The organism is Cupriavidus sp. 291-E7 (assembly GCF_057798835.1).
This window is the reverse complement of sequence record NZ_JBYOJV010000004.1, coordinates 41,871-63,536: the sequence shown is the minus strand read 5'-3', so window position 1 is coordinate 63,536 and position 21,666 is coordinate 41,871. Positions and strand designations below refer to the sequence as shown.

At 66.2% G+C, this 21,666-nt stretch carries 16 protein-coding genes; 7 read left to right on the top strand and 9 right to left on the bottom strand.

All coding sequences use genetic code 11. The annotated features are described in order from the left end of the window. Positions 1-105: 105 nt before the first annotated feature. Positions 106-1,248, bottom strand: a complete 1,143-nt coding sequence (locus AC3FLX_RS08865; RefSeq protein ID WP_488695709.1) for an HPP family protein — start codon at positions 1,246-1,248, stop codon at positions 106-108. Between the two features lie 128 nt (positions 1,249-1,376). Between AC3FLX_RS08865 and AC3FLX_RS08860 the strand changes: the two genes are divergently transcribed. After that, on the top strand, positions 1,377-3,200 hold the full coding sequence (locus tag AC3FLX_RS08860; RefSeq protein ID WP_488695708.1) for a chloride channel protein: 1,824 nt from the start codon (positions 1,377-1,379) through the stop codon (positions 3,198-3,200). Here AC3FLX_RS08860 and AC3FLX_RS08855 read toward each other — a convergent pair whose 3' ends face one another. Continuing rightward, a complete protein-coding gene (locus tag AC3FLX_RS08855; protein WP_488695706.1) occupies positions 3,201-3,623 on the bottom strand; it encodes an Lrp/AsnC family transcriptional regulator in 423 nt (140 codons plus the stop codon). 155 nt (positions 3,624-3,778) lie between these two features. Here AC3FLX_RS08855 and AC3FLX_RS08850 point away from each other — a divergent pair, with 155 nt between their 5' ends. Next, positions 3,779-4,657, top strand: a complete 879-nt coding sequence (locus tag AC3FLX_RS08850; protein WP_488695704.1) for a dimethylarginine dimethylaminohydrolase family protein — start codon at positions 3,779-3,781, stop codon at positions 4,655-4,657. A 13-nt stretch (positions 4,658-4,670) separates the two neighbouring features. Continuing rightward, positions 4,671-5,822, top strand: a complete 1,152-nt coding sequence (gene ocd, locus AC3FLX_RS08845) for an ornithine cyclodeaminase (RefSeq protein ID WP_488695702.1) — start codon at positions 4,671-4,673, stop codon at positions 5,820-5,822. An 80-nt stretch (positions 5,823-5,902) separates the two neighbouring features. Here ocd and AC3FLX_RS08840 read toward each other — a convergent pair whose 3' ends face one another. From AC3FLX_RS08840 to AC3FLX_RS08820, 5 genes are all read right to left on the bottom strand, one after another. Next, positions 5,903-6,502, bottom strand: a complete 600-nt coding sequence (locus AC3FLX_RS08840; RefSeq protein WP_488695700.1) for a helix-turn-helix domain-containing protein — start codon at positions 6,500-6,502, stop codon at positions 5,903-5,905. 470 nt (positions 6,503-6,972) lie between these two features. Next, entirely contained in the window at positions 6,973-8,349 is a 1,377-nt protein-coding gene (locus AC3FLX_RS08835) for a sigma-54-dependent transcriptional regulator (protein ID WP_488695698.1), read from the bottom strand. Beyond that, positions 8,339-10,231, bottom strand: coding sequence for a sensor histidine kinase (locus AC3FLX_RS08830; protein ID WP_488695697.1), 1,893 nt, complete (start codon positions 10,229-10,231; stop codon positions 8,339-8,341). Before AC3FLX_RS08830 ends, AC3FLX_RS08835 begins: the two co-directional genes overlap by 11 nt. Positions 10,232-10,467: 236 nt before the next feature. Next, positions 10,468-11,772: a dicarboxylate/amino acid:cation symporter gene (locus AC3FLX_RS08825; RefSeq protein WP_488695695.1), complete on the bottom strand. Its 1,305-nt coding sequence runs from the start codon at positions 11,770-11,772 to the stop codon at positions 10,468-10,470. A 301-nt stretch (positions 11,773-12,073) separates the two neighbouring features. Next, on the bottom strand, positions 12,074-15,445 hold the full coding sequence (locus AC3FLX_RS08820) for a diguanylate cyclase (RefSeq protein WP_488695694.1): 3,372 nt from the start codon (positions 15,443-15,445) through the stop codon (positions 12,074-12,076). A 312-nt stretch (positions 15,446-15,757) separates the two neighbouring features. Between AC3FLX_RS08820 and AC3FLX_RS08815 the strand changes: the two genes are divergently transcribed. The 4 genes from AC3FLX_RS08815 to AC3FLX_RS08800 all read left to right on the top strand — a co-directional run bounded on the left by AC3FLX_RS08815 (position 15,758) and on the right by AC3FLX_RS08800 (position 20,054). Next, positions 15,758-16,150 (top strand): nuclear transport factor 2 family protein, encoded by a 393-nt coding sequence (locus AC3FLX_RS08815; protein WP_488695692.1) that lies wholly within the window; start codon positions 15,758-15,760, stop codon positions 16,148-16,150. Positions 16,151-16,283: 133 nt separating this feature from the next. Then, complete coding sequence (locus AC3FLX_RS08810; RefSeq protein WP_488695690.1) at positions 16,284-17,162, top strand: c-type cytochrome; 879 nt, start codon at positions 16,284-16,286, stop codon at positions 17,160-17,162. Between the two features lie 164 nt (positions 17,163-17,326). Next, the gene (locus AC3FLX_RS08805) at positions 17,327-17,791 is read left to right on the top strand and encodes a (2Fe-2S)-binding protein (RefSeq protein WP_488695689.1); all 465 of its coding nucleotides are present in this window, start codon (positions 17,327-17,329) and stop codon (positions 17,789-17,791) included. 10 nt (positions 17,792-17,801) lie between these two features. Further along, positions 17,802-20,054: a xanthine dehydrogenase family protein molybdopterin-binding subunit gene (locus AC3FLX_RS08800; RefSeq protein WP_488695687.1), complete on the top strand. Its 2,253-nt coding sequence runs from the start codon at positions 17,802-17,804 to the stop codon at positions 20,052-20,054. Between the two features lie 82 nt (positions 20,055-20,136). On the opposite strand, the gene AC3FLX_RS08795 is transcribed toward AC3FLX_RS08800, so the two are convergent. Together AC3FLX_RS08795 and AC3FLX_RS08790 are read right to left on the bottom strand one after the other, a co-directional pair. Beyond that, positions 20,137-20,934 carry an anti-sigma factor family protein gene (locus AC3FLX_RS08795; RefSeq protein ID WP_488695685.1) on the bottom strand — a complete coding sequence of 266 codons (798 nt, stop codon included), beginning with the start codon at positions 20,932-20,934 and terminating at the stop codon, positions 20,137-20,139. Next, entirely contained in the window at positions 20,921-21,535 is a 615-nt protein-coding gene (locus AC3FLX_RS08790) for an RNA polymerase sigma factor (protein ID WP_488695683.1), read from the bottom strand. Before AC3FLX_RS08790 ends, AC3FLX_RS08795 begins: the two co-directional genes overlap by 14 nt. Positions 21,536-21,666: the final 131 nt, after the last annotated feature.

Genomic DNA, 21,666 nt, shown 5'->3' with positions numbered 1-21,666 from the left:
GCGTCCATGTTGCGAGAACGCCGTAAGCATAGCGGAATTCGAGGATGGCTCCGGGTTTTCCCTTGCCTGGTCAATGAATCCGGGAAGCGCGGAGACGCGCGGGCGTCATGCCGCCGGCTTGACTTCCGGGCCGCTGTTGCGCAGCAGCGCGGCCACGAGGTCGGACTGCGTCACGATGCCCACCACGCGCTTGTCGGCGTCGATCACGGGCACATGATGCAGGCCGCCGTCGGAAAACGCCTGGGTCAATTCGACGATGGGCTGGTCGGTGCGCGCGGCGATCACGGTCCGCGTCATCAGGTCTCGCACCGCACCATTCACGCGACGCGAATTCACGCGATGTGCGTGAAAGAAATCGCTCTGCGTCACGATGCCGAGCAGGCGCCGCTGTCGATTGACCACCGGCAGCGCCTTGATGTGATGCCGCGTCAGCATCGCGGCGGCATCGGCGGCCAGTTGGCCGGGGCGGACGGAAACCACGTCGCGCGACATGATGTCACCGCAGCGCACGTCGCCGAAGCGGCGCGAATAGGCGCGCAGCTCGGCCGCCACCAGGATCGCTTCGAGATCATCTTCCTCGATGTCCAGGAATTCGCCACGTGCAGCCAGCACCGCATCCAGGTCACCCCGCGTAAAGCCCAGGCGCTTGCTTGGCGGCGCATCCTTGGTGTGATGTTGCGCGGCGGGTTCGGGCGGACGGTGCGGGTAGCGGCGCCGCGTCACGTTGTTGAAGGCCAGCGCGGTCAACAGCAGCAGCATCGAATTGATGGCCACCGGAATCACGACAAAGCCAAAGCCCAGCGCCTGAACCGCCGGCCCGCCCAGGACCGCGGTTACGGCCACCGCGCCGCTTGGCGGGTGCACGCAACGCAACTGGAACATCAGCGCGATGGCGGCTGCCACGGCCACGCCCGCCGCAAGGCCGGGGTCGGGAATCCATCTGGCGCAGGCCACGCCTACCGTGGCCGCCACGAGATTGCCGCCGATGATCGACCACGGCTGCGCCAGCGGGCTGGACGGCACGCCGAATAGCAGCACGGCCGATGCACCCATCGGGGCGATGAACCAAGGGTTGAAACCCTGTAGAAACTGGCGGCAGATCCACTCGGTCAGCGCCAGGCCGATCAGCGCGCCAAGGCAGCTCTTGAGCCTCTCGCGCCGGTTCGCGGCGATTGGCATCGGGACAAAAGTGCGCAGCCAGGCACGGGCCTCGGCGACGGATGAGGTCGGGTCGAATGCAGCGGGCATCGAAAGCGGGGGCGGCTTTGAAGGTTGGGGGCGTCACGGCGCATTGGCCGAACCGGCAATGTATCACAGCGTGATATATTCCGCAGGCTGTGCCTCCGCATCATCACAGCCGCCCCCGGCTTTTGTCCATGTCAAACCATTCCGCATTGCACCATTCCGAGAAGCGTGACTACGCCGTCAACGCGCGCTTGCCCATGCTGGCAGGCATCGCTTTACTGATCGGTGGAGTCAGTACCGGCGCCGCCTTCGTGCTGGTCAACCTGATCCGCTTCTTCACCAATCTGTTCTTCTTCCAGACGTTGTCGTTCGCCGAGCGCTCGCCCGCGCATCATGCGCTGGGCCCCTGGGTGATTGCCGTGCCGGCCGTGGGAGGACTGATCGTCGGCCTGATGGCGCGCTACGGCAGCGACAAGATTCGCGGGCACGGCATCCCGGAGGCGATCGAAGCCGTGCTGTTCGGCAAGAGCAAGATGTCGCCGAAGGTGGCGGTGCTCAAGCCGCTGTCGTCGGGCATCGTGATCGGTAGCGGCGGCCCGTTCGGCGCCGAGGGGCCGATCATCATGACTGGCGGGTCCATCGCTTCATTGCTGGCCCAATATCTGCACCTGACCGCGGCCGAGCGCAAGACGCTGCTGGTGGCCGGCGCCTGTGCCGGCATGACGGCGATCTTCGGCACCCCGGTCGCGGCGGTACTGCTGGCCGTCGAATTGCTGCTGTTCGAACTGCGCCCGCGCAGCCTGTTGCCGGTGGCGTTGGCCTGCGCCGTGGCCGGCTTTCTGCGGCCGTTCGTGTTCGAATCCGGGCCGCTGTTTCCGCTGCATACCGCGGCGGCCGGTACGGTGGCCCTGGGCTCTTGCGTGCTGGCCGGTCTGCTGTGCGGTGTGCTGGGCGCGGTACTGACGCTGGCGCTGTATCGCACCGAGGACGCCTTCAGCAAGTTGCGGCTGCACTGGATGTGGTGGCCGGCCATCGGTGGCCTGGTGGTGGGCATCGGCGGCTATTTCGAGCCGCGCGCGCTGGGTGTGGGCTACGACGTGATCGGTGACCTGCTCAACAACCGGCTGGCAATCGAAGTGGCCGTGGCGCTGTTGGCGGTCAAGGCGGTGATCTGGATTGCGGCGCTCGGTTCCGGCACGTCGGGCGGCGTGCTGGCACCGCTGCTGATGCTCGGTGCCGGGCTGGGCGTGGTGCTCGGTCCGTTTTTGCCAGGCGGCTCGCCCGCGCTGTGGGCCCTGGTCTGCATGGCCGGTGTGCTCGGCAGCGTGCTGGGCGCGCCGCTGACCGCCATCGTGTTCGCCTTTGGCCTGACGCACGACAGCGAGGCACTGCTGCCGCTGCTGCTGACCACGGCCGTGGCGTATGGCTTCTCCGTGCTGACGATGAAGCGCGGCATCATGACCGAGAAGATCGCGCGCCGTGGCCTGCATATCTACCGTGAATATGGCGTCGACCCGCTGGAGCGCGCACATGTGGAAGATCTGATGACGCGGGAGGTTGTGACGATCGACGCCAATGTGCCGGTGGCCGAGGCGCTGGATCGCTACTTCGGCAGCCATGCGGCGCATCGCGCCTATCCGGTGATCGCTGAAGGGCGTGTGCTGGGGATGCTCCATCGCTCGGCCATCACGGCCGCCCATGCCGGCGACGATGCCGGCCTGCGCTGTGGCGACCTGATCGTGGGGCAGGGCGACGGGATCGGGAGCGGCAAGCTGACGGATCAAGGCGTGCCCACCGTGCTCCTGCCGTCCCAGACGGGGCGCGCGGCGGCCGGGCAGATGGCGGCGCTAAGCGTGGCGCGCATGCCCGTGGTGGACAGCCTGGAGGCAATGCGGCTGGTAGGTATCGTCTCGCTGCGCGACCTGCTGGCGCCGAGCGAACATGCGCTGCATGAGGAAACGCACCGTGAGCGGCTGCGCGGAGCCGCTCAGGTGCCGGCCGGGCAGCGCGCGTAGTCAGAGCTTGTAACTCGACAACAGGATGCTGGTTTCGGTGGCCGAGATGCCATCGACCAGCCTGATTCGCTCCAGCGTGCGGTCGAATTGCTCCAGGGTATCGGCGCGCAGTTCCGCAATGATGTCCCAGCGGCCGTTGGTCGTATGCAGCGTCTGCACGTTGGGATCTCCGCGTAGCGCCTGCAGCACCTGGCGAGCCTTGTTGCCTTCCACGGCCACCGTCATCCACGCACGAATGCGGTGTGGCTCGGCTTCCGGCTTGAGCCGCACCGTATAGCCGACGATCTGGCCTTCCTTTTCCAGTTTTTCGATACGGTTCTGCACCGTCGCCCGCGACACGCGCAGCGCCTTGGCCAGCGCCGTCACCGGCGTGCGCGCGTTATCGCGTAGCAGGCCGAGCAGTTGACGATCGGTCGCATCCATCGCGCTCTCCCAGGTGAAGTTGACGAATTGCCAACATCGTCTGGCGGATTGTTAAACGCTCATAGCAATTTGTCCAGTTTGCTAACTATTCGTTGGCACTGACGGGCACGAGAATGCACTCATCGCGTCCCTATAACATGACCAAGGAGAGCACTGTGATCATTCGCCCGACCATCCTGTTGGTTGCCCCGACCTTCTATGACGTGTCCTACAGCATCAATCCGTGGATGGACCCGATGGCGTGGGCGCGCGATCCGGGCGGCATGCATCGCCGCGCGCTGGCGTCGTTCGAAGCCTTGCGCGATGCACTGGACCGGGCGGGGTTTGACGTCGAGGTTGCCGAAGGCGCACCCGGCCAGCCCGACATGGTGTTCCCGGCCAACGCGGCCGTCGTGCTCGATGGCAAGGCGGTACTGGCGCGCTTTCGCTATCCGCAGCGGCGCGGGGAAGAAGCACCATTCGCCGCAATCTTCGACACACTGCGCGCGCGCGGCCTGATTGATACGGTCGAGCTGTTGCCCGAGGGGTGCTTCCAGGAAGGCGCGGGCGATTGCATCTGGGATGCGCGACGCGGTCATTTCTGGGCCGGCTTCGGCCCGCGCTCGTCCCGCGAGGCGGCCGAAGCCGTGGCGCGCCAGTTCGGCCAGGAGGTGGTTGCGCTGGAGCTGGCCACCGAGCAGAGCTATCACCTGGACGTCTGCTTCTGTCCGCTGTCGGGCGGCGAGGTGCTGTACTACCCTCCAGCCTTCACGGAAGCCGCGCTGAGAACGCTGCGCGCGCGTGTGCCGATGGCGCAGCGCATCGAGGCTACCGAGGACGATCTACGGCACTTCAGCGTGAATGCGGTCAACCTCGACGAACACGTGGTGATGACGCGCACGACCTCGCACCTGCGCGACGAACTTGGCCGGCGCGGCTACCGCCTGCATGAGGTGGACTTGTCGCCATACATGATGTCGGGCGGCGGTGCGTATTGCATGACGCTGCGGCTCGATCGTACGAGCACGCCCGAGCGGCGTGCCGCCGCGGCTTGATGGGAGATGCGTCATGACTCCGACCACAAAGACGATGGGGCAGGCCGGGCACACCGCGAGGACCCGCTTTCTCGATGCGGGCGATGTTGCCACGCTGGTACGCGGTATCGGCGTCCGGCAGGCCATCGTGCAACTGGCCGACTGTGTGCGGCAGGATTTTCTGCGGTGGCAGGACTTTGAGAAATCGGCACGGCTGGCCAGCCATTCGCCGGTCGGTGTGATCGAGCTGATGCCCGTCACCGACGGCGTGCACTACGCGTTCAAGTACGTGAACGGACATCCGCGCAACGCGCAGCATGCGCTGCCCACGGTCATGGCCTGCGGCATGCTGGCCGAAGTGGCGACGGGCTTTCCGCTGCTGCTGGCTGACCTGACCCTGGCCACGGCGCTGCGTACCGCGGCCACGTCGGCCCTGGCCGCGCAGGCGATGGCCAGGCCCGGTGCGCGCACGATGGCGCTGATCGGCAATGGTGCCCAGGCGGAATTTCAGGCGCTGGCGTTTCATGCGATGGCAGGCATCAGAGTGGTGCGCGCCTTCGACATCGACCCGGCGGCAACCGCGCGGCTGGCGCGCAATCTTGCGGGGGTGCCCGGCCTGACCATCGTGCCGGTGCGCTCGGTGAGCGAGGCGCTGGCCGGGGCCGATATCGTGACCACGGTCACGGCCGACAAGACGCGCGCCACGATCCTGACGCCGGACATGGTGCAACCGGGCATGCATCTGAATGCCGTGGGCGGAGACTGCCCCGGTAAAACCGAGTTGCACGCCGACATTCTGCACAACGCGCGCATCGTGGTGGAATACGCGCCCCAGTCACGCATCGAGGGCGAGATCCAGCAATGGCCGGAGGCGCCCGTCAGCGAGCTCTGGGAAGTGATGTCGGGCAGGGCGCCGGGCCGTGCCAGCGCCGACGACGTGACGATCTTCGACTCCGTCGGCTTCGCGCTCGAAGACTATTCGGCGTTGTGCTGGCTCCATGCGGCCGCCGTGGCACGCGATGCGGGCCGCCATGTCGAACTGGTGGCTATGCCACCCGATCCACGGGACCTGTACGGATGGATGATGCAGGCGCAGCCGGGTGCCGCGGAAGCTGCGTTGGCAAGCAATCAGGAGAGGGGGTGGGGGAAAGGTCGGGCCACTGAAGATGTGACGGTGGAAATCTGAAGACGCCGGAAGTCATCGGCGCAAAAAAAACAGCCCGGAGAATATCTGGGCTGTTTTTCAATTCTGGCACTGACGATACGTTAAGCGCCCCCGCGCCCCATCATCAGTTGTGCGCGCAGGAAGCCCTTGATTTCCTCAAGCGATGGCGTCTTCAGGAACACCATGATGCCCCATTGCTGCAGCGCGTCGGCCACGCCGTCATAGGCCTGGCGATTGGTAATGACCGCGAAGATCACGCGCTGGCGCGCAAAGAAATTCTGCAGCTTCTCGATCGTCGCCGATTCGGCATCGTTGAGCTCTTCCACGTAGTAGAGCACCACGCGCGGACGGGAATCGACCGATGTGATGACGGTATCGACCACGTCTTCCAGCACCTGGGTCTTCAGCGGTAGCGACCATTTGCCAAGCTGGGCGCTGATGCGCAGTGCCTCAGTGTGGTTCGGATGGAAGACCACGAGGTCGAGGTTGTGTTCGACGCTGGCGTCCGGCATTGCGCGGTCGGCAAGCAGGCGGTGCACGGTTTCCTTGTGAATGCGCCGGTGACCACCATTGGTTTTCCAGGCACCAAGCTCGCCGCGTTCCACCATTTTCTGAACGGTGCCTAGCGATACATTGAGAAGTTTTGCAGCGGTTCGCGTGCTGTAGTACGGCTTTTCGGCCAGTTCTGGATCCAGTTTCATCCAATCACCCGTAGTGTCGATCAGCAGCACAGCACGACTGGCGTACTGCACGGGCGTCCTCGGACACGCCTCGTCGGTCATTGACCGGGCTGCTGTTTTTACTGACCCTGATGCTTGTTGCGACCCGCTCCCCGGCCGGTCTTTTTTGTTGCTTTGATTCCAGTTGACGTAGCAACGGCTTCAGGTGGCCGTTACACGCTTTCAGCAATACGTACCTCCAACACGCTCCCATTGCCGAACGCCAATAGTATGGCTTCAAGATGATTCGTTGCTACAGGGAAAGCAATGATTGGCGTCACACTTTTGTTGTTTAACGAACATCGTTGCAATTCGGTGGACAACGTTGCATTCCTGCCATGACGCTCGACATGTATGCCGAGGACGTCGCGCACACGATCACTGACCGCTCATACGCCACGCGGGTTCCCGCGCGATATACATTTGACACATTTGTGCGCCCGGTATTGCACTCAGCCTGCCGATCCGGAAGACAAACCGTACTTTCGCACCTTGTCGAACAGCGTTGTCTTGGCAACGCCCAATGCTTCGCCCGCGCGCGACAGGTTGCCGGCATGGCGGCGCAATGCGTCGGCGATCAACGCCCGCTCGAACTGTTCGACGGCCTGTGGCAGCGGCAGCGCGGCGGGAGCCGAGTCACCCTGCGCGGGGTCGCAGCCCAGGCCCAATACGTGCCGTTCAGCCAGATTGCGCAGTTCTCGCACATTGCCGGGCCACGGATAGGCCACCAGCGCTGCCATTTCCGCGGCAGTGGCCGGCATGGCTTCACGTTCGAAACGCAATGCGGCCTGGGCGACAAAGTGTTCGAACAGCAGCGGCACGTCTTCGCGGCGCTCGCGCAGCGGCGGCAGCTCCAGCGTGACGACGTTCAGCCGGTAGTAGAGGTCGGCGCGGAACTGGCTGGCATCGGCCAGGGCCAGCAGATCGGCCTTGGTGGCCGCCACCACGCGCGTGTTGACCGGCACCGGCTGGTTCGAGCCGAGGCGCTCCACCACGCGTTCCTGCAGCACGCGCAGCAACTTGATCTGCATCGGCATCGGCATGCTCTCGATCTCGTCGAGGAACAGCGTGCCGCCCTCCGCGTGCTCGATCTTGCCGATACGGCGCTTGGCCGCGCCGGTGAACGCGCCGGCCTCGTGACCAAAGATCTCCGATTCGAACAGCTGCTCGGGCAGTCCGCCGCAGTTGATCGGGACGAAGTGCCGCGCGCGGCGGCCACTGGCTTCGTGCAGGCAGCGTGCCACCAGTTCCTTGCCGGTTCCGGTTTCGCCGTGGATCAGCACGTTGGCCGCTGTATCGCCGATGCCGGCGATCATCTGACGCAGCCGTTCGATGGCCGGTGAATGACCGATCAGCCGCGCGGCCAGGCCTTCGCGCCCGGCCAGCCGCGCGCGCAGCTCCGCCACTTCCAGCGCAAGACGGCGCTTGTCCAGCGCGCGGCGGCACGTGGCGACGAGCCGTTCCGGCGAAAACGGCTTCTCCAGGAAATCGTAGGCGCCTTGTTTCATTGCCTGCACCGCGAGCGTGACATCGCCATGCCCGGTGATCATGATCACCGGCAGCGATGCGTCGCGCGTGCCCAGCTCGCGCAGCAAGGCCATGCCGTCGGCACCGGGCAGGTGGATGTCGCTGACCACGATGCCCGCAAAGCCGGTTTCCACTTCGCGCAGCGCCGCTTCCGCGCTGCCCACGGCGCGCGTGGCGATGCCTTCGAGCCTGAGCGCCTGTTCGCAGCCCAGCCGCACATCGGCATCGTCCTCGACGATCAGCACCGTCAGCGCGGCCGGCGCGCTGGCCGGCTCCGGGATTTCGATCGGTTTAGCCGACATGACGGAGTTCCTCGCGTGCCTTGGGCAGCGCCACGGTAAAGCAGGCGCCGCCGTCGGGGTGGTTGATCGCGGTAAGGGTGCCGCCGTTTTCGCTCAGGATGCCGGCGGACAGCGTCAGGCCCAGCCCCAGGCCCTCGCCGGCGGGCTTGGTGGTGAAGAACGGCTCGAACAGCCGGGCGAACGCGGCCTCGGACAGGCCGGGGCCGTTGTCCCGCACGGTCAGGTGCGCCATGCCGCCGGACTCGTAGGCGTGCAGGGACAGACGCGGATCACGGCGGTCCTTCAGTGCGTCGAGTGCGTTGCCGATCAGGTTCACCAGCACCTGCTCCAGCCGGTTGGGATCGCAGGCCACCACCAGGTGTGCGTCGATGTCGCGGTCGATGCGCGGCGCCACGGCAGCCACGCGCGTTTCCAGCAGGAACAGCGCGTTGTCCACGGCGTCGGCCAGTTGCGCGATGTGGCGCTGACCGGCGGCGGGATTGCGCGCGAACGATTTCAGGGCGCCGGTGATGCGTCCCATGCGCTCCACCAGGCTGATGATCCGGTCGAGGTTGCCTTGCGCCGTGTCGTAGTCGCCGTGCGCGATGAACTTGCCCGTGTTGCCGGACAGCGTTCTCAGCGCGGCCAGCGGCTGGTTCAGCTCATGTGCGATGCCGGCGGACATCTGGCCCACCGCGGCCAGCTTGCCGGCCTGCATCAGGCCGTCCTGCGCCTGGCGCAGGTGCGATTCGGTGCGGATGCGTTCGGACACCTCGGTCTGAAGCAGCTGGTTGGTCGCGGACAGATCGGCGGTGCGCTCGGCCACCTTGCGTTCCAGCTCGCTGTTGGCGGCTTCGAGCGCGGCCCGCGCGGCCAGACGCTCGCCGATGATGCGGCGGCGCACGTTCCACGCGGCGGCCAGCAGCAGCACGAAAGCGGTCAGCACGCCAGCCAGCGCGGCACTGTTGAGCGCGGCCACGCGCGCTTGCGAGGTATTGGTCAGCAGTGTCAGATCCCAGTCGGTACCGGGCAGCGCCAGGTGCTGCGCCAGCATCGGCGGACCCTGGCGCAGCCGCACCAGCGCGTCGCCACCCTGGGAAGGCCCGTTGGCCAGCGTGCGCACCGTGCTTAGTTCCAGTTGCGGCAGCGGGGCGCGGTTGTATTGCAGGCTGCGGTCCAGCCGGGTGCGTTGATCGTCGGAAAGCGGGCGCAGCGCCGCCAGCTTCCAGGATGGGTCCGAGGCCAGGATCACCACGCCGTTTTCGTCGGCCAGCAGCATCTGGGCATCGTTGCCTTGCCAGCGGTTTTCCAGCGGTTCCAGACCGATCTTGACCACGGCCACGCCGACCGGCTTGTCGCGGTCGCCCAGCGGGGCGGACAGGTAGTAGCCCGATTCACTGCGCGTGGTGCCCACGCCATAGAAACGGCCGAGCTGGCCTTCGATGGCGGCGCGGAAGTAGGGGCGGAAGCTCAGATCCTCGCCCAGATAGCTGTCGGGGCGCTGGAAGTTGCTGGTGGCCAGCACCTTGCCGCGAGCGTCGAGCAGGTAGATCACGCGCGTGCCGGCGCGGCCGTTCAGGGCGGCCAGGTAGGCGTTGGCGTCGGCCACGCGCGCGGACGATGCGGGCTGGCGCAGCAGGGCATCGATTCGGGCATCCAGCGACAGCAGGCTCGGCACGTAGTCGTACCGGGCCAGCTCGCTTTCAAGGGCCTGCGCGTACAGGCGCATCTGTACCTGGCCGCGTTCGGCCTGGCGGCCCAGCGCGGTGTCATAGGTATAGCGGTAACCCAGCCAGCCCGCCCCCGTGACCAGCACGGCCAGCGCAAGCAGGGCGACGAATGGGGCAGCACGGCGCCACATCGATTGGGACGTATGGGTGCCGTCGGAGGGGGACACAATCATGCGGATTCGGGAATGCGGACGCTGCCAGGTGGCGTATCGGACAGTTCGCATGGCGCAAAATTCCATGCGCGAGCCGTACAAGTCCATCGGCAAGGCGACGTTTTACCACACCCCGCGCTGCGTCCGGCCGAAGTGCCGGCGGTGGCGTCCCCCGTTCGGGTCTTTTCGGGGGCCGCGTAAACGCAAAAAGGCCCGGCTGCCTGATCAGCAGCCGGGCCCTGGCACGCCTGGGCAGCTTACTTGCTGGCCAGGGCCTGAGCGGGTGTCAGGCCGGCATCGTCCGCCGAGGTGTCAGCCTCGTCAGACAGTTCCGGCGCGCCAATCGCGTTCTCGCTTTTGGCGACAACGGTCGTGGCAATGGCATTGCCAAGTACATTGGTCACGGTGCGGCCCATGTCCAGGACATGGTCGATGCCGAGCACCAGCAGGATGCCTGCCTCGGGCAGGCCGAACATCGGCAGCACGGCGGCCACCACCACCAGCGATGCGCGCGGCACGCCGGCGATGCCCTTGCTGGTCACCAGCAGCACCAGAAGCATGGTGATCTGTTGCGACAGCGACAGCTCGATGCCGTACACCTGCGCCACGAACAGCGCGGCGAACGACGTGTACATGATCGAACCATCGAGGTTGAACGAGTAGCCCAGCGGCAGCACGAAGTTCGTGATGCGGCTCTTCACGCCAAAGCGGTTCAGCTGGTCGATCACCTTCGGGTAGGCCGATTCGCTGCTGGCCGTGGCAAAGCCGATCATCAGCGGCGCGCGCAGCTGGCGGATCAGCTTGAAGACATCGCGGCCCAGGAAGAAGTAGCCACCGGCGATCAGCGCGATCCACAGCAGTGCCAGCGCGGCGTACACGCTGCCCAGCAGCTTGGCGTAGACCACCAGCACGCCCAGGCCCTGCGAGGTGATCACGGCCGCCACGGCGCCGAACACGCCGATCGGCGCAAACGCCATCACATAGTTGGTGACCTTGAGCATGATGTGGCCCAGGCCGTCGATGCCAGCCAGCACGGGCTTGCCCACGCCGTCCTTGAGCGTACCCAGCGCGAAGCCGAAGAACAGCGAGAACACCACGATCTGCAGCACCTCGTTGGTGGCCATCGCCTCGACAAAGCTCTTCGGGAACATGTGCGCGATGAAGTCACGCAGGTTCAGCGCGCCGGTCTTCAGGTTCGACGCGGCGTCAGCGGCCGGCAGCGGCAGGTTCATGCTATGCCCCGGCGCCAGCAGGTTGGCCATCGCCAGGCCCAGCAGCAGCGACGTGATCGATGCCGCCATGAACCAGGCCATCGCCTTCAGGCCGATGCGGCCGACGGTCTTGCCGTCGCCCATGCTCGCAATGCCGGACACCAGCGTGGCGAACACCAGCGGGCCGATGATCATCTTGATCATCCGCAGGAACACGTCGGTCAGGATCGACAGCTTGTCGGCGATCGACTTCGCGGTTTCGGCGTCGGGCGCCATGTTGTGCGCGGCGGTGCCTGCCAGCACGCCGAGCAGCATCGCAACGAAAATCAGGGTTGGCAGTCGTTTTGTCATCGTGGGTCCTTCCTCCTTTGTGCCGGTTCGGGCACGCGACCCGATTGGGGGAGGTCTGCGCGGCCGGCCGGGATGTCATACGGCGGCGGCTAGAGTGCACGTCCCGTGCCAGCGCAGTTGCGTCTGGATACAGATGTAAAACGATGAATACAAAGGGATTTTTCGGAGGGCTACGAAGGTGCGTTCGGAAAACCGGACAGGGAAAGCAAAACGCCGTTCGGAAATCCGGACGGCGTTCGAGGGAAATGTGAGGCCGGGCGCATAACGAGCGCCCGGCGCGTGGGAAGGGGTCAGGCCGGGGTCAGGCCGGCAGGCCTTCGCAGGTGTCGAGAAAGGCTTCCAGCGGCATGGGCTTGCCGATGGCGTAGCCCTGCGCATAATCCACCCCGATGGCTCGCAGCGCATGGAGCGTGCCTTCGTCCTCGACCCATTCGGCCACGGTGCGCACGCCGAGCCGATGGCCGATGTCGTTGATCGAGCTGACGATCTCGCGGTCTACCGCGTTGCGGGACAGGTTGCGGATGAAGCTCCCGTCGATCTTGAGGTAATCCACCGGGAACTGCTTCAGATAGGCGAACGACGACAGGCCCGAGCCGAAGTCGTCGAGTGCCACGGTGCAGCCCGCGCTGCGCATATCGGCCACCACGCGGCTGGCGGCGGTCATGTTGTTGATCAGCGCGGTCTCGGTGATTTCCAGTCGGATGCGGTCGGCCGGCAGGGCGGAGTCTTCGAGCGCGGCATGCAGGAACGGCAGCAGGAACGGCTCGCCCAGCGAGTTGGCCGACAGGTTGATCGACACCGACAGCCCCGGCACGCTGGCCAGCCGTTCGCCAAACTGCTGCAGCACGTTGCGGATCACCCAGCGATCGATATGGCCCATCAGGTCGTAGCGCTCAGCGGCCGGGATGAATGCGCCGGGCATGATCAGCGTGCCCTGTTCGTCCACCATGCGCACCAGGATTTCCACGTGGCGCGAATCGTCCTGACCCGGACGCAGCGAGCGGATTTCCTGCGCGTAGAGCCGGAAGCGGTTTGCCTCCAGCGCCGAATGGATGCCGGCCGCCACCTCCAGTTCACGGTGATGGCGGCGCGCGTCGCTTTCATCGCGGCGATAGACCGACACCCGGTTGCGGCCGGCGGCCTTGGCCGCATAGCAGGCCACGTCGGCACGGCTCATCAGTTCGCTGACGGGCGGCACGTCGTTGTCGATGGCCGCGATGCCGATGCTGGCGCCCACGTCATAGACGCGGCCGTTCCACGGGAAGCGGCGCTCGCGTACCGAATCGATGACCTTCAGGCACACCTGCTCGGCGTGTTCCACGCTGCAATCGTTGAGCAGCAGCGCAAATTCGTCGCCGCCCAGGCGGGCCAGCAAATCGTCCGGACGCACCTGGTGGCGGATCACGTAGCCCAGTTCGCGCAGCAGCACGTCGCCGGCGCCGTGGCCTGCCGTGTCGTTGACGATCTTGAAGCGATCCAGGTCGATGAAGCAGAGCGCGGCGCGGTGGCCATGCAGGCGGGCGTGCTCGCAGGCTTCGCGCAGGCGTTTTTCGAACCAGGCACGGTTGGGCAGCCCGGTCAGCGCATCGTGCGTGGCCGAATGCGCCAGTTCGCGCTGCAGCGCACGCGAGGTGGTGATGTCCTGGAACACCAGCACCGCGCCCAGCACGCCGCCGTCGTTGGCCAGCACCGGCGCGGCGGAATCCTGCACGTCATGACGCTCGCCGGTCAGGCTTTGCAGCACCGCGCCTTCCTGCAGATAGGCTGGGCGCAGTGTTTCCAGGCACTGCTCGACCGGGCTTGGAATCGTCAGGTCGGTGTCTTCGTCGACGATGCGGAAGACCTGCTCCAGCGGCTGGCCCATCGCGGCGTCCATGCTCCAGCCGGTCAACTGCTCGGCAATCGGATTCATGAAGGTCACGCGCATGACGCGGTCCGTGCAGATCACGGCGTCGCCAATCGAGCGCAGCGTGATATGCAGCCGCTCCTTTTCCTCGAACAGCGCGCGGTTCAGGTTGCGTTGCTCGGTGATGTCCCAGTTCGTACCGACCAGCGCGCGCGTGGTGTCGTCCTCATGGCGCGAGATGGTGGCCATCGCGCGCACGTGGCGAATTTCGCCAGTGGGGCGCACCACGCGATATTCGGTATCGAAGCGGCGCGTGCCGCGGATGGCCTGGCGCATCTCGGCGCTGACACGGCTCACGTCTTCGGGGTGGACCATCGCGATCCACTGGGCCAGCGTGGGCGGCCCCAGTTCCGGCGCGGTGCCGTGCAGCGCGTGCATGCGCGCGTCCCAGGTGATGGCTGCCTGGGTGAAATCCCATTCCCAGATGCCCACGCCCCCGGCTTCCACCGCCAGCTGGGTGCGGCGCGTCAGCTGTTCGAGCTGCTCCTGCGCCAGCTTACGCGTGTGGATGTCTTCCACCTGCGAGATGAAATGGTCGGGGCGCCCGGTGTTGGCGTCGCGCACCAGCGACACCGCCAGCAGCGTCCACAGGTAGTGCCCGTCCTTGTGGCGATAGCGCTTTTCCAGCCGGTACGAGTCGATCTCGCCGGTCATCAACTGTTCGACCAGGTGCAGGTCCGCGGCGAGGTCGTCGGGGTGGGTCAACAACTGGTACGGCAGGTCGCGCAGTTCGTCGGCCGTGTAGCCCAGCAGGTCGATCATGGCGCGGTTGACCATCTGCCAGTGTCCGTCCAGACCGACCAGCGCCATGCCGATGGCCGAATGCTCCATCGCCTGACGGAAGCGCCGCTCGCTGCTGCGCAGTTCGATCCGGCCCTTGCGGTTCTGTTCCATCATGAACGCGATGCAGACCGGGAACACCATGATCAGCGCCCCCGACAGCGGCATCGAGCGCGAGGCCAGGAATTCCATGCCCGACACCAGGCCGATGCATTCGGCGGCCGCCGCGGACAGCAGCGTCAGCAGTGCCGTGGCAAACGGATTGCTGGCCAGCGCCACGATCACCAGCGGCAGCGACATCACCACGAACGGGTCGTGCCCGGCGCGGATCGCGCTGGCGCCAATCGCCACGCATAGCGTGAAAAGCCCGACGATCCGAATCAGTTGCGGACGCTGGTACGTGGCGCGCACGCGCTCGCGCGAGATCGACACCATCAGCGGCAGCAGCAGCACCATGCCGATGGCGCCCGCGTTCCACCAGTTCCACCAGACTTTCGGGAACGGCGTGCCATATTGGGCCGCAATGACGGAAGCGCCGAGCAGGCCGCTCAGCGCCGGGCCAACGGTGGAGGCAATGCCAAGCGTCAGCGCGAAAGTGCCCAACTGACTGGTACGGGCAATCGCATTGCGGCCGGCCATGAATCGCAACAGCAGCGCGGAGCCTCCCATCTCGGCCAGGTTCGCCACGGATAGCAGCAGCGCGGACCCAGGCGGGTGGCTGGCGCCAAGCATGTCGGCGGCAATGTTGGCGGCCAGCATGGCAGCCAGCAGTGACGGCGCCTCGCGGCTTGGACGGTGTAGCAGCAGCCCCAGGCCGAAGGCGTTGGCCATCCATACGGCGGCGGCGTGTCCCGGAATGCGTGCCAGCCACAACCCCGCAACGGCCAGGGCGAAGTAGCCCGCGGCCGCCAGCAGCAGCGGGCGCCAGTGGCGCAAATTTGCCCTGGACGAGGTATCGGAAGGAGGCGCGGCCGTGTCAGGCGTCATCTGTTTCGGGTTCCTTGGCGCGCCACGCGCGCCGAAAGCGATGCCGGCAGGGATGCGATGGCCGCACCGTGCCCAGCGTAGGTGGCACTTTAGTCGCGCCAGGCGGAATTCGACAGTGGGGAAAGGGGCAACTGCACGGCTTTGTTGGGACTGGCGCTGTACGCCGAAATTTGGTATGGCGGCGAGGGCGGACCGGACTGGGACTGGCGGGGAATCGCCGTGATTACCTGAGGCGTAATCGCGCGCCGGGCGGCCGGCATCCATCATGAGGCCATCACGCAAACGCCAACCGCTGATACAAAGGAGCGCAACATGACCGTAACCGCCCCCAACCCCGCCCTGATCGCCCTGGCCGACCGCTACCTGGCAGCCTGGAACGAGACCGATGCGGACCGCCGCCGTGCGCTGATCGGCCAGACCTGGACCGAATCAGCCGTCTACGTGGACCCGCTGATGCGCGGGGAAGGCCATGCCGGCATCGACGCGATGATTGCCGGCGTGCAGGCCCGCTTTCCGGGATTCGTGTTCCGCCGGGTCACGCCGGTGGACGCGCATGGCGAACACCTGCGCTTTACCTGGGAGCTTGGCCCGGCCGGCGAGTCCGCGCTGGTCGTCGGGACGGACTTTGCCACGGTGTCCGACGATGGCCGGCTCAAGGGCATGACCGGCTTTATCGACCGGGCGCCGGCCGGACTGGCTGGCTGAGCAACACCGGCCCCCCTCGGCTGGTCGCGGCGCGGCATCTTCTGTACGATCCCGCACGGAACAAGTGGCGCCGGGCCGATTCAATCGGGCGGCGCAATCTGCGCACATCCGATGGCCGCTCACGGGGGCACTCATGGACGTCAAGCGATTCTTCCGCATCGCCAGTTCGGCGATGGTTGCCTTCACCGTCTTTGTGGTGCTGGCCGTTGGCAGTACGTATTGGTGGGGCGGGCGCAAGCTCGTGCGCAAGATCGACGTTCCGGTGCAGGCGGTAGCCATCCCGACCGATACCACGGTCATCGCCCACGGCAAGTACCTTTACGAGTCGCGCGGCTGCGCCGATTGCCACGGCGGCAAGGGCAACGGCAAACAGGTGTTCGACGAAGCCAATGGCTTCCGGGTGTTCGCCCCAGACCTGACCCGAGCCAATCCGGATATTGCGAAGTATCAGCCGGAGGATTGGGATCGCGCCATCCGGCACGGCGTGGCGCCGTCGGGCCGGCCGCTGCTGGTGATGCCGAGCGAGGATTACAACCGCTTGTCCAACGATGACTTCGGTGCACTAGTGGCCTACGTCCAGAGCCTGCCTCCGGCCGAGGGCCGGCGTGGCGAGATTCATCTGCCCTGGTATATCCAGGGCATGTACGGCGCGGGTGTGATCAAGGACGCGGCGGAGAAGATCGATCACAGCCTGCCGCCCGCGGCGCCGGTCGCCGCCGCGGTGAACGTGCAATACGGCGCCTACGTTGCCAATTCCTGCAAGGGTTGTCACGGGACGGAACTGCGCGGCGGCCATATCCCCGGCGCGCCGCCGGACTGGCCACCCGCCGCCAACCTGCAGCCGGGCGGTGCGATGAAGGCGTACCCGCAGGCCGACCTGTTCGTGGCCATGATGCGTACCGGCAAGCGGCCCAACGGCACCGACGTCAGTCGCGTCATGCCATTCAGCGCCTTCGCCAAAATGAATGACACCGACCTCCAGGCGCTCTATCTGTTCCTCAGCCAGAAATAATCCCGATTATGGTGCGCGCAGCATGATGTGAGTGGTGCTGCGCAAGGATTTCATATTTCTACTATGCTCCTCGGGTTCGCCGGGTGGCCAGGGATCGTTTTGCCATTGGCCCGGCGTGACTTGCGAATAACCGACTGGGCCAAGCACCCAAGGAGTTCCCCCAAATGACGACCCTCACCCTCAACGGCAAGACCGTGGAGGTGGACGCCGATCCGTCCACGCCACTGTTGTGGGCCCTGCGCGACAACCTCGGCATGACCGGCACCAAGTTTGGCTGCGGCATGGCGGCGTGCGGTGCCTGTACCGTCCATATCAATGGCGCGGCCACGCGCAGCTGCGTGATGCCGATCTCGGCCACCGCCGGCAGCAAGATCAACACGATTGAAAGCATGGCCGACGACAAGGTTGGCAAGGCCGTGCTGGCATCCTGGCTCAAGCACGACGTCGCGCAATGCGGCTACTGCCAGAACGGCCAGGTCATGAGCGCCGTGGGATTGCTGCGCAGCAAGCCGCGGCCCACCGACGCCGACATCGACCAGGCGATGGCTGGCAACGTCTGCCGATGCGGCACCTATCAACGGATTCGCGCGGCCATTCACGATGCCGCGCGCGCCATCGCCAAGGCATAAGGGGGCAGTCATGCGTATTAGAGGCATTGAAGCCCTGGCGGGCGGCAGCGGCGCGTCCGCCGCGCAACCGGAAGCACCGGCCACGCTGTCGCGGCGCAGCTTCCTGAAGCTGTCCAGCCTGGCCGGCGGCGGGTTCGCGCTGGGTATCGCGGGTCTGGAAAGCGCGCAGGCGCAGCAGGCCGGGGCCAAGCCGGCCACGCCGCCGCAGGCGTTTTTGACGATCGCGCCGGACAACACGGTGACGATCGCCGTGAACCGGCTCGAATTCGGGCAGGGCGTGCATACGGCCCTGCCGATGGCGCTGGCCGAAGAGCTGGACGTCGACTGGAAGAACGTGCGCGCCATCCTGGCCCCGGCCGGCGATGCGTACAAGGACCCGATGTTCGGCATCCAGATGACCGGCGGCTCCACCGCGTTGAACCACTCGTTCGAGCAGTACCGGGAACTCGGTGCGCGGGCGCGCGCCATGCTGATTACGGCGGCTGCCCAGAAATGGGAAGTCGACCCTGCCAGCTGCACCGCGTCGATGGGTGTGGTGACGTCGGGCAACAACCGCGCTACCTATGGCGAGCTGGGCCAGACGGCCATGAGCCTGCCGGTGCCGGCACAGGTCAAGCTCAAGGACCCGGCCCAGTTCCGCATCGTCGGCAAGCCCACGCCGCGTCTTGACTCCGCGTCGAAGCTGCATGGCGACGCCGTGTTCGGCATGGACGTCCGGCTCAAGGACATGATGGTGGCCGTGGTGGCCCATCCGCCGCGCTTCGGCGGCAAGGTCAAGTCGTTCAACGCGGACAAGGCTCGCCAGATCAAGGGCGTGGCCGACGTGATGCTGGTGAACACGGACCGCGGCGGATCGGGCGTGGCCGTGGTGGCCGACGGCTACTGGCCGGCCAAGACCGCGCGCGACGCGCTGGAAATCGTCTGGGAAGACACCGGATCGACAGTCAGCACCTCCGCGCTGTTCGACCAGTACAGCAAGCTGGCCGCGCAGTCCGGCATCGTCGCCAAGCCGCTGGAAGGCGGCAGCATCGATAGCGCACTGTCCGGTGCGGCCAAGGTCATCGAGGCTGAATACCGGGTGCCGTACCTGGCCCACGCCCCGATGGAGCCGCTGAACTGCACGATGCAACCCGAAGTCACCGCCAACAAGGTGACGGCCGTGAAGGTGTGGGTGGGCTCGCAGTTCCAGACCATCGACCAGGCTGCCATCGCACGCACGTTGCAGGTTGCGCCGGAGAAGGTGGCGCTGAACACGATGATGGCCGGTGGCGGGTTTGGCCGCCGCGCGGTGCCGACGTCGGATTACCTGGTCGAATCGGCCAACGTGCTGCGTGCCTGGGTGGCCAATGGCCACACCGAGCCGCTCAAGGTGATGTGGAGCCGCGAGGACGACATCAAGGGCGGCTACTACCGTCCGCTGCACGTGCATCGCGCGCGCATCGGCGTGGATGCGCAGGGCAAGGTCGTGGGCTGGCAGCATACGATCGTCGGCCAGTCGATCATCACCGGCACGCCGTTCGAGCCGATGATGGTCAAGAACGGCGTCGACGCCACGATGACCGAAGGCATCATCGAAAACGACTACGACCTGCCGCTGCAGCTGCACGTGCATCATCCGAAGGTGGATGTGCCGGTGTTGTGGTGGCGCTCGGTGGGCAACACGCACACCGCGTTCGTCAAGGAAACGCTGGCCGATGAAATGGCCACGGCGGCAAAGCAGGACCCGGTGGCCTGGCGCATGGCGCGGCTCGACGAAAAGAAGCACGCGCGCCACCGCGCCGCGCTGCAGCTGGCCGTCGACAAGTCCGGCTACGGCAAGAAGAAGTTGCCGAAGGGACATGCCTGGGGCGTGGCCGTGCACGAGTCATTCGGCTCGGTGGTGGCCTACATCGTCGATGTGTCGGTGGTGAAGGGCGAGCCGCGCGTGCATCGCGTGACAGCCGGGGTGCATGCGAACCGCGTGGTCAATCCGTTGACCGCCGAGGCGCAGATCCAGGGCGGATGCGTGTTCGGTCTGTCGATGACCAAACCTGGGTTTGCCATCGAGATCGAGAACGGCGTGGTCAAGAACAGCAACTTCCCTGACTATCCGCCGCCGCGCATGCCCGATGCGCCAGTGGTGGATGTGTTCTTCGTGCCGTCCAACGACAATCCGACCGGCCTGGGCGAACCCGGTACGCCGAGCATCGCGCCGGCCGTGGCCAACGCGCTGTTCCGCATCACGGGCAAGCGTCAGCGGCAGTTGCCGTTCGTACTGGCCTGAGCGGGTTCTCCCTGCTCATGGTCTGCTCCCCTCTCCCGCCTACGGAGAGGGGAGTCAAGCAGCGGTCTGGTCCTTCCACACCTCACCGCTGCTCCCCGTCCTCCGCATTCCGCCACGCCTGCACGAACTTGCGCAGATCGCCCGCCGATGCATCGGTGATGGCCACAAAGCGCATGTCATTCGCCGTCCAGCTTTCGAGCTGATATCCCTGCCGTACCCGTTCCCCCACCCCTGAGCCTGCACCTGGAATCACGAACACGTCGACCGGATGCTGGTTGCGGCGATAGACCAGCACGGCCACGCGCCGGCCGTCGATGAAGTCCACGCGGCCGCCGACGAGCGGAAAGCCCGCCGAGGCCAGGTCGCGCACATCGGGCGCGTAGTCGATGCGGCCGTTGAACCAGGGTTTGACCGTGTGGCTGTCGGTGGAGATCACGTCGCTGGCGCGGTTCGAAATCAGGCCACGCACATGGCTGGCGACAATGGCGTTGGCCAGCAGGTCGTCGGGCGATGGCCGCGCCTGATACTGGAACACGCCCAGTCCCACGGCAGCCGCGGTGATGGCCGCGAGCGCGGCGTTGGCCCCCGGCGACCACGTGAACCAGCGGCGCCAGCCCGCCTGCGTTTCCGGCACGGCATCGAAAAGGTCATCTTTCGGCGGGGCGGGCAGTGCATCGATGATCCGTGCACGCAGTTCGGCAGGTGCGCGATGGTACGAGGCGCCACGGCGCGTGGCGCGGCGCAGCGCCTGCAGGTTGCCCAGCGCCTGCACGCAGCCGTCGCAATCTTCGAGATGCCGTTCGAGCCGCACGCTGTCAGCCGCGCCTACCTCGCCGTCGGCGGTGGCCTGCAGCAGGTTGCGGGCCTCATTGCAATCCATGACGCGGGCCTCCTGCGGGTGGAATGGGGTCGGCGGATGCCGGCTGATCTTGCGCGGTGTTGCGCGGCGGGCCATCGCGCAGTGCCACCACGGCCGCGGCCAGCATGCGCCGGCCACGCGCCAGGCGTGACATCACGGTGCCGACCGGGATGTCGACGATCCGCGCAATATCGCGATAGTGCAGTTCCTCAAGCTCACGCAACACCAGTACCTCCCGAAATACCACCGGCAACTGCTCCAGCGCGGCGTGTACCAGGCGCACGTCTTCCTCGCGCAGCAGCCACTGCTCCGGGTCGCCCGGCGCGCCGTGCCAATCGGGCAGGTCGATATCGGCCTGCGACTCGTCATAGCCGGTTTCCGCGGCGGCCTTGCGCTTCTGCCACGTGGTGAACCACGTGTTGCGCACGATGGCCAGCAGCCAGGGCCGTGGCTGGTCTCCGCGGAAACTGGCGAACAGCCGGAACGCGCGCAGAAAGGCCTCCTGCACCACGTCGTCGGCATCGCCCGTATTGCCGCAAAGCCAGCGGGCAAGGTTGTACGCGGCGTCCAGGTGCGGCAGCACCAGGGCGTCGAATCGGCGGCGCATATTGGCGGCGTCCAAGTCAGTCCTCGAGGGGCGGATCGGCAGGGCACTGCATCATGGGGCGTCTCCCTTGTATTACCGGCGCTGCGCCGATTCTATTCCCGCAGGATTCAATCCGCCAATGGTGTTCTCCCTCCCCCACACGCGGA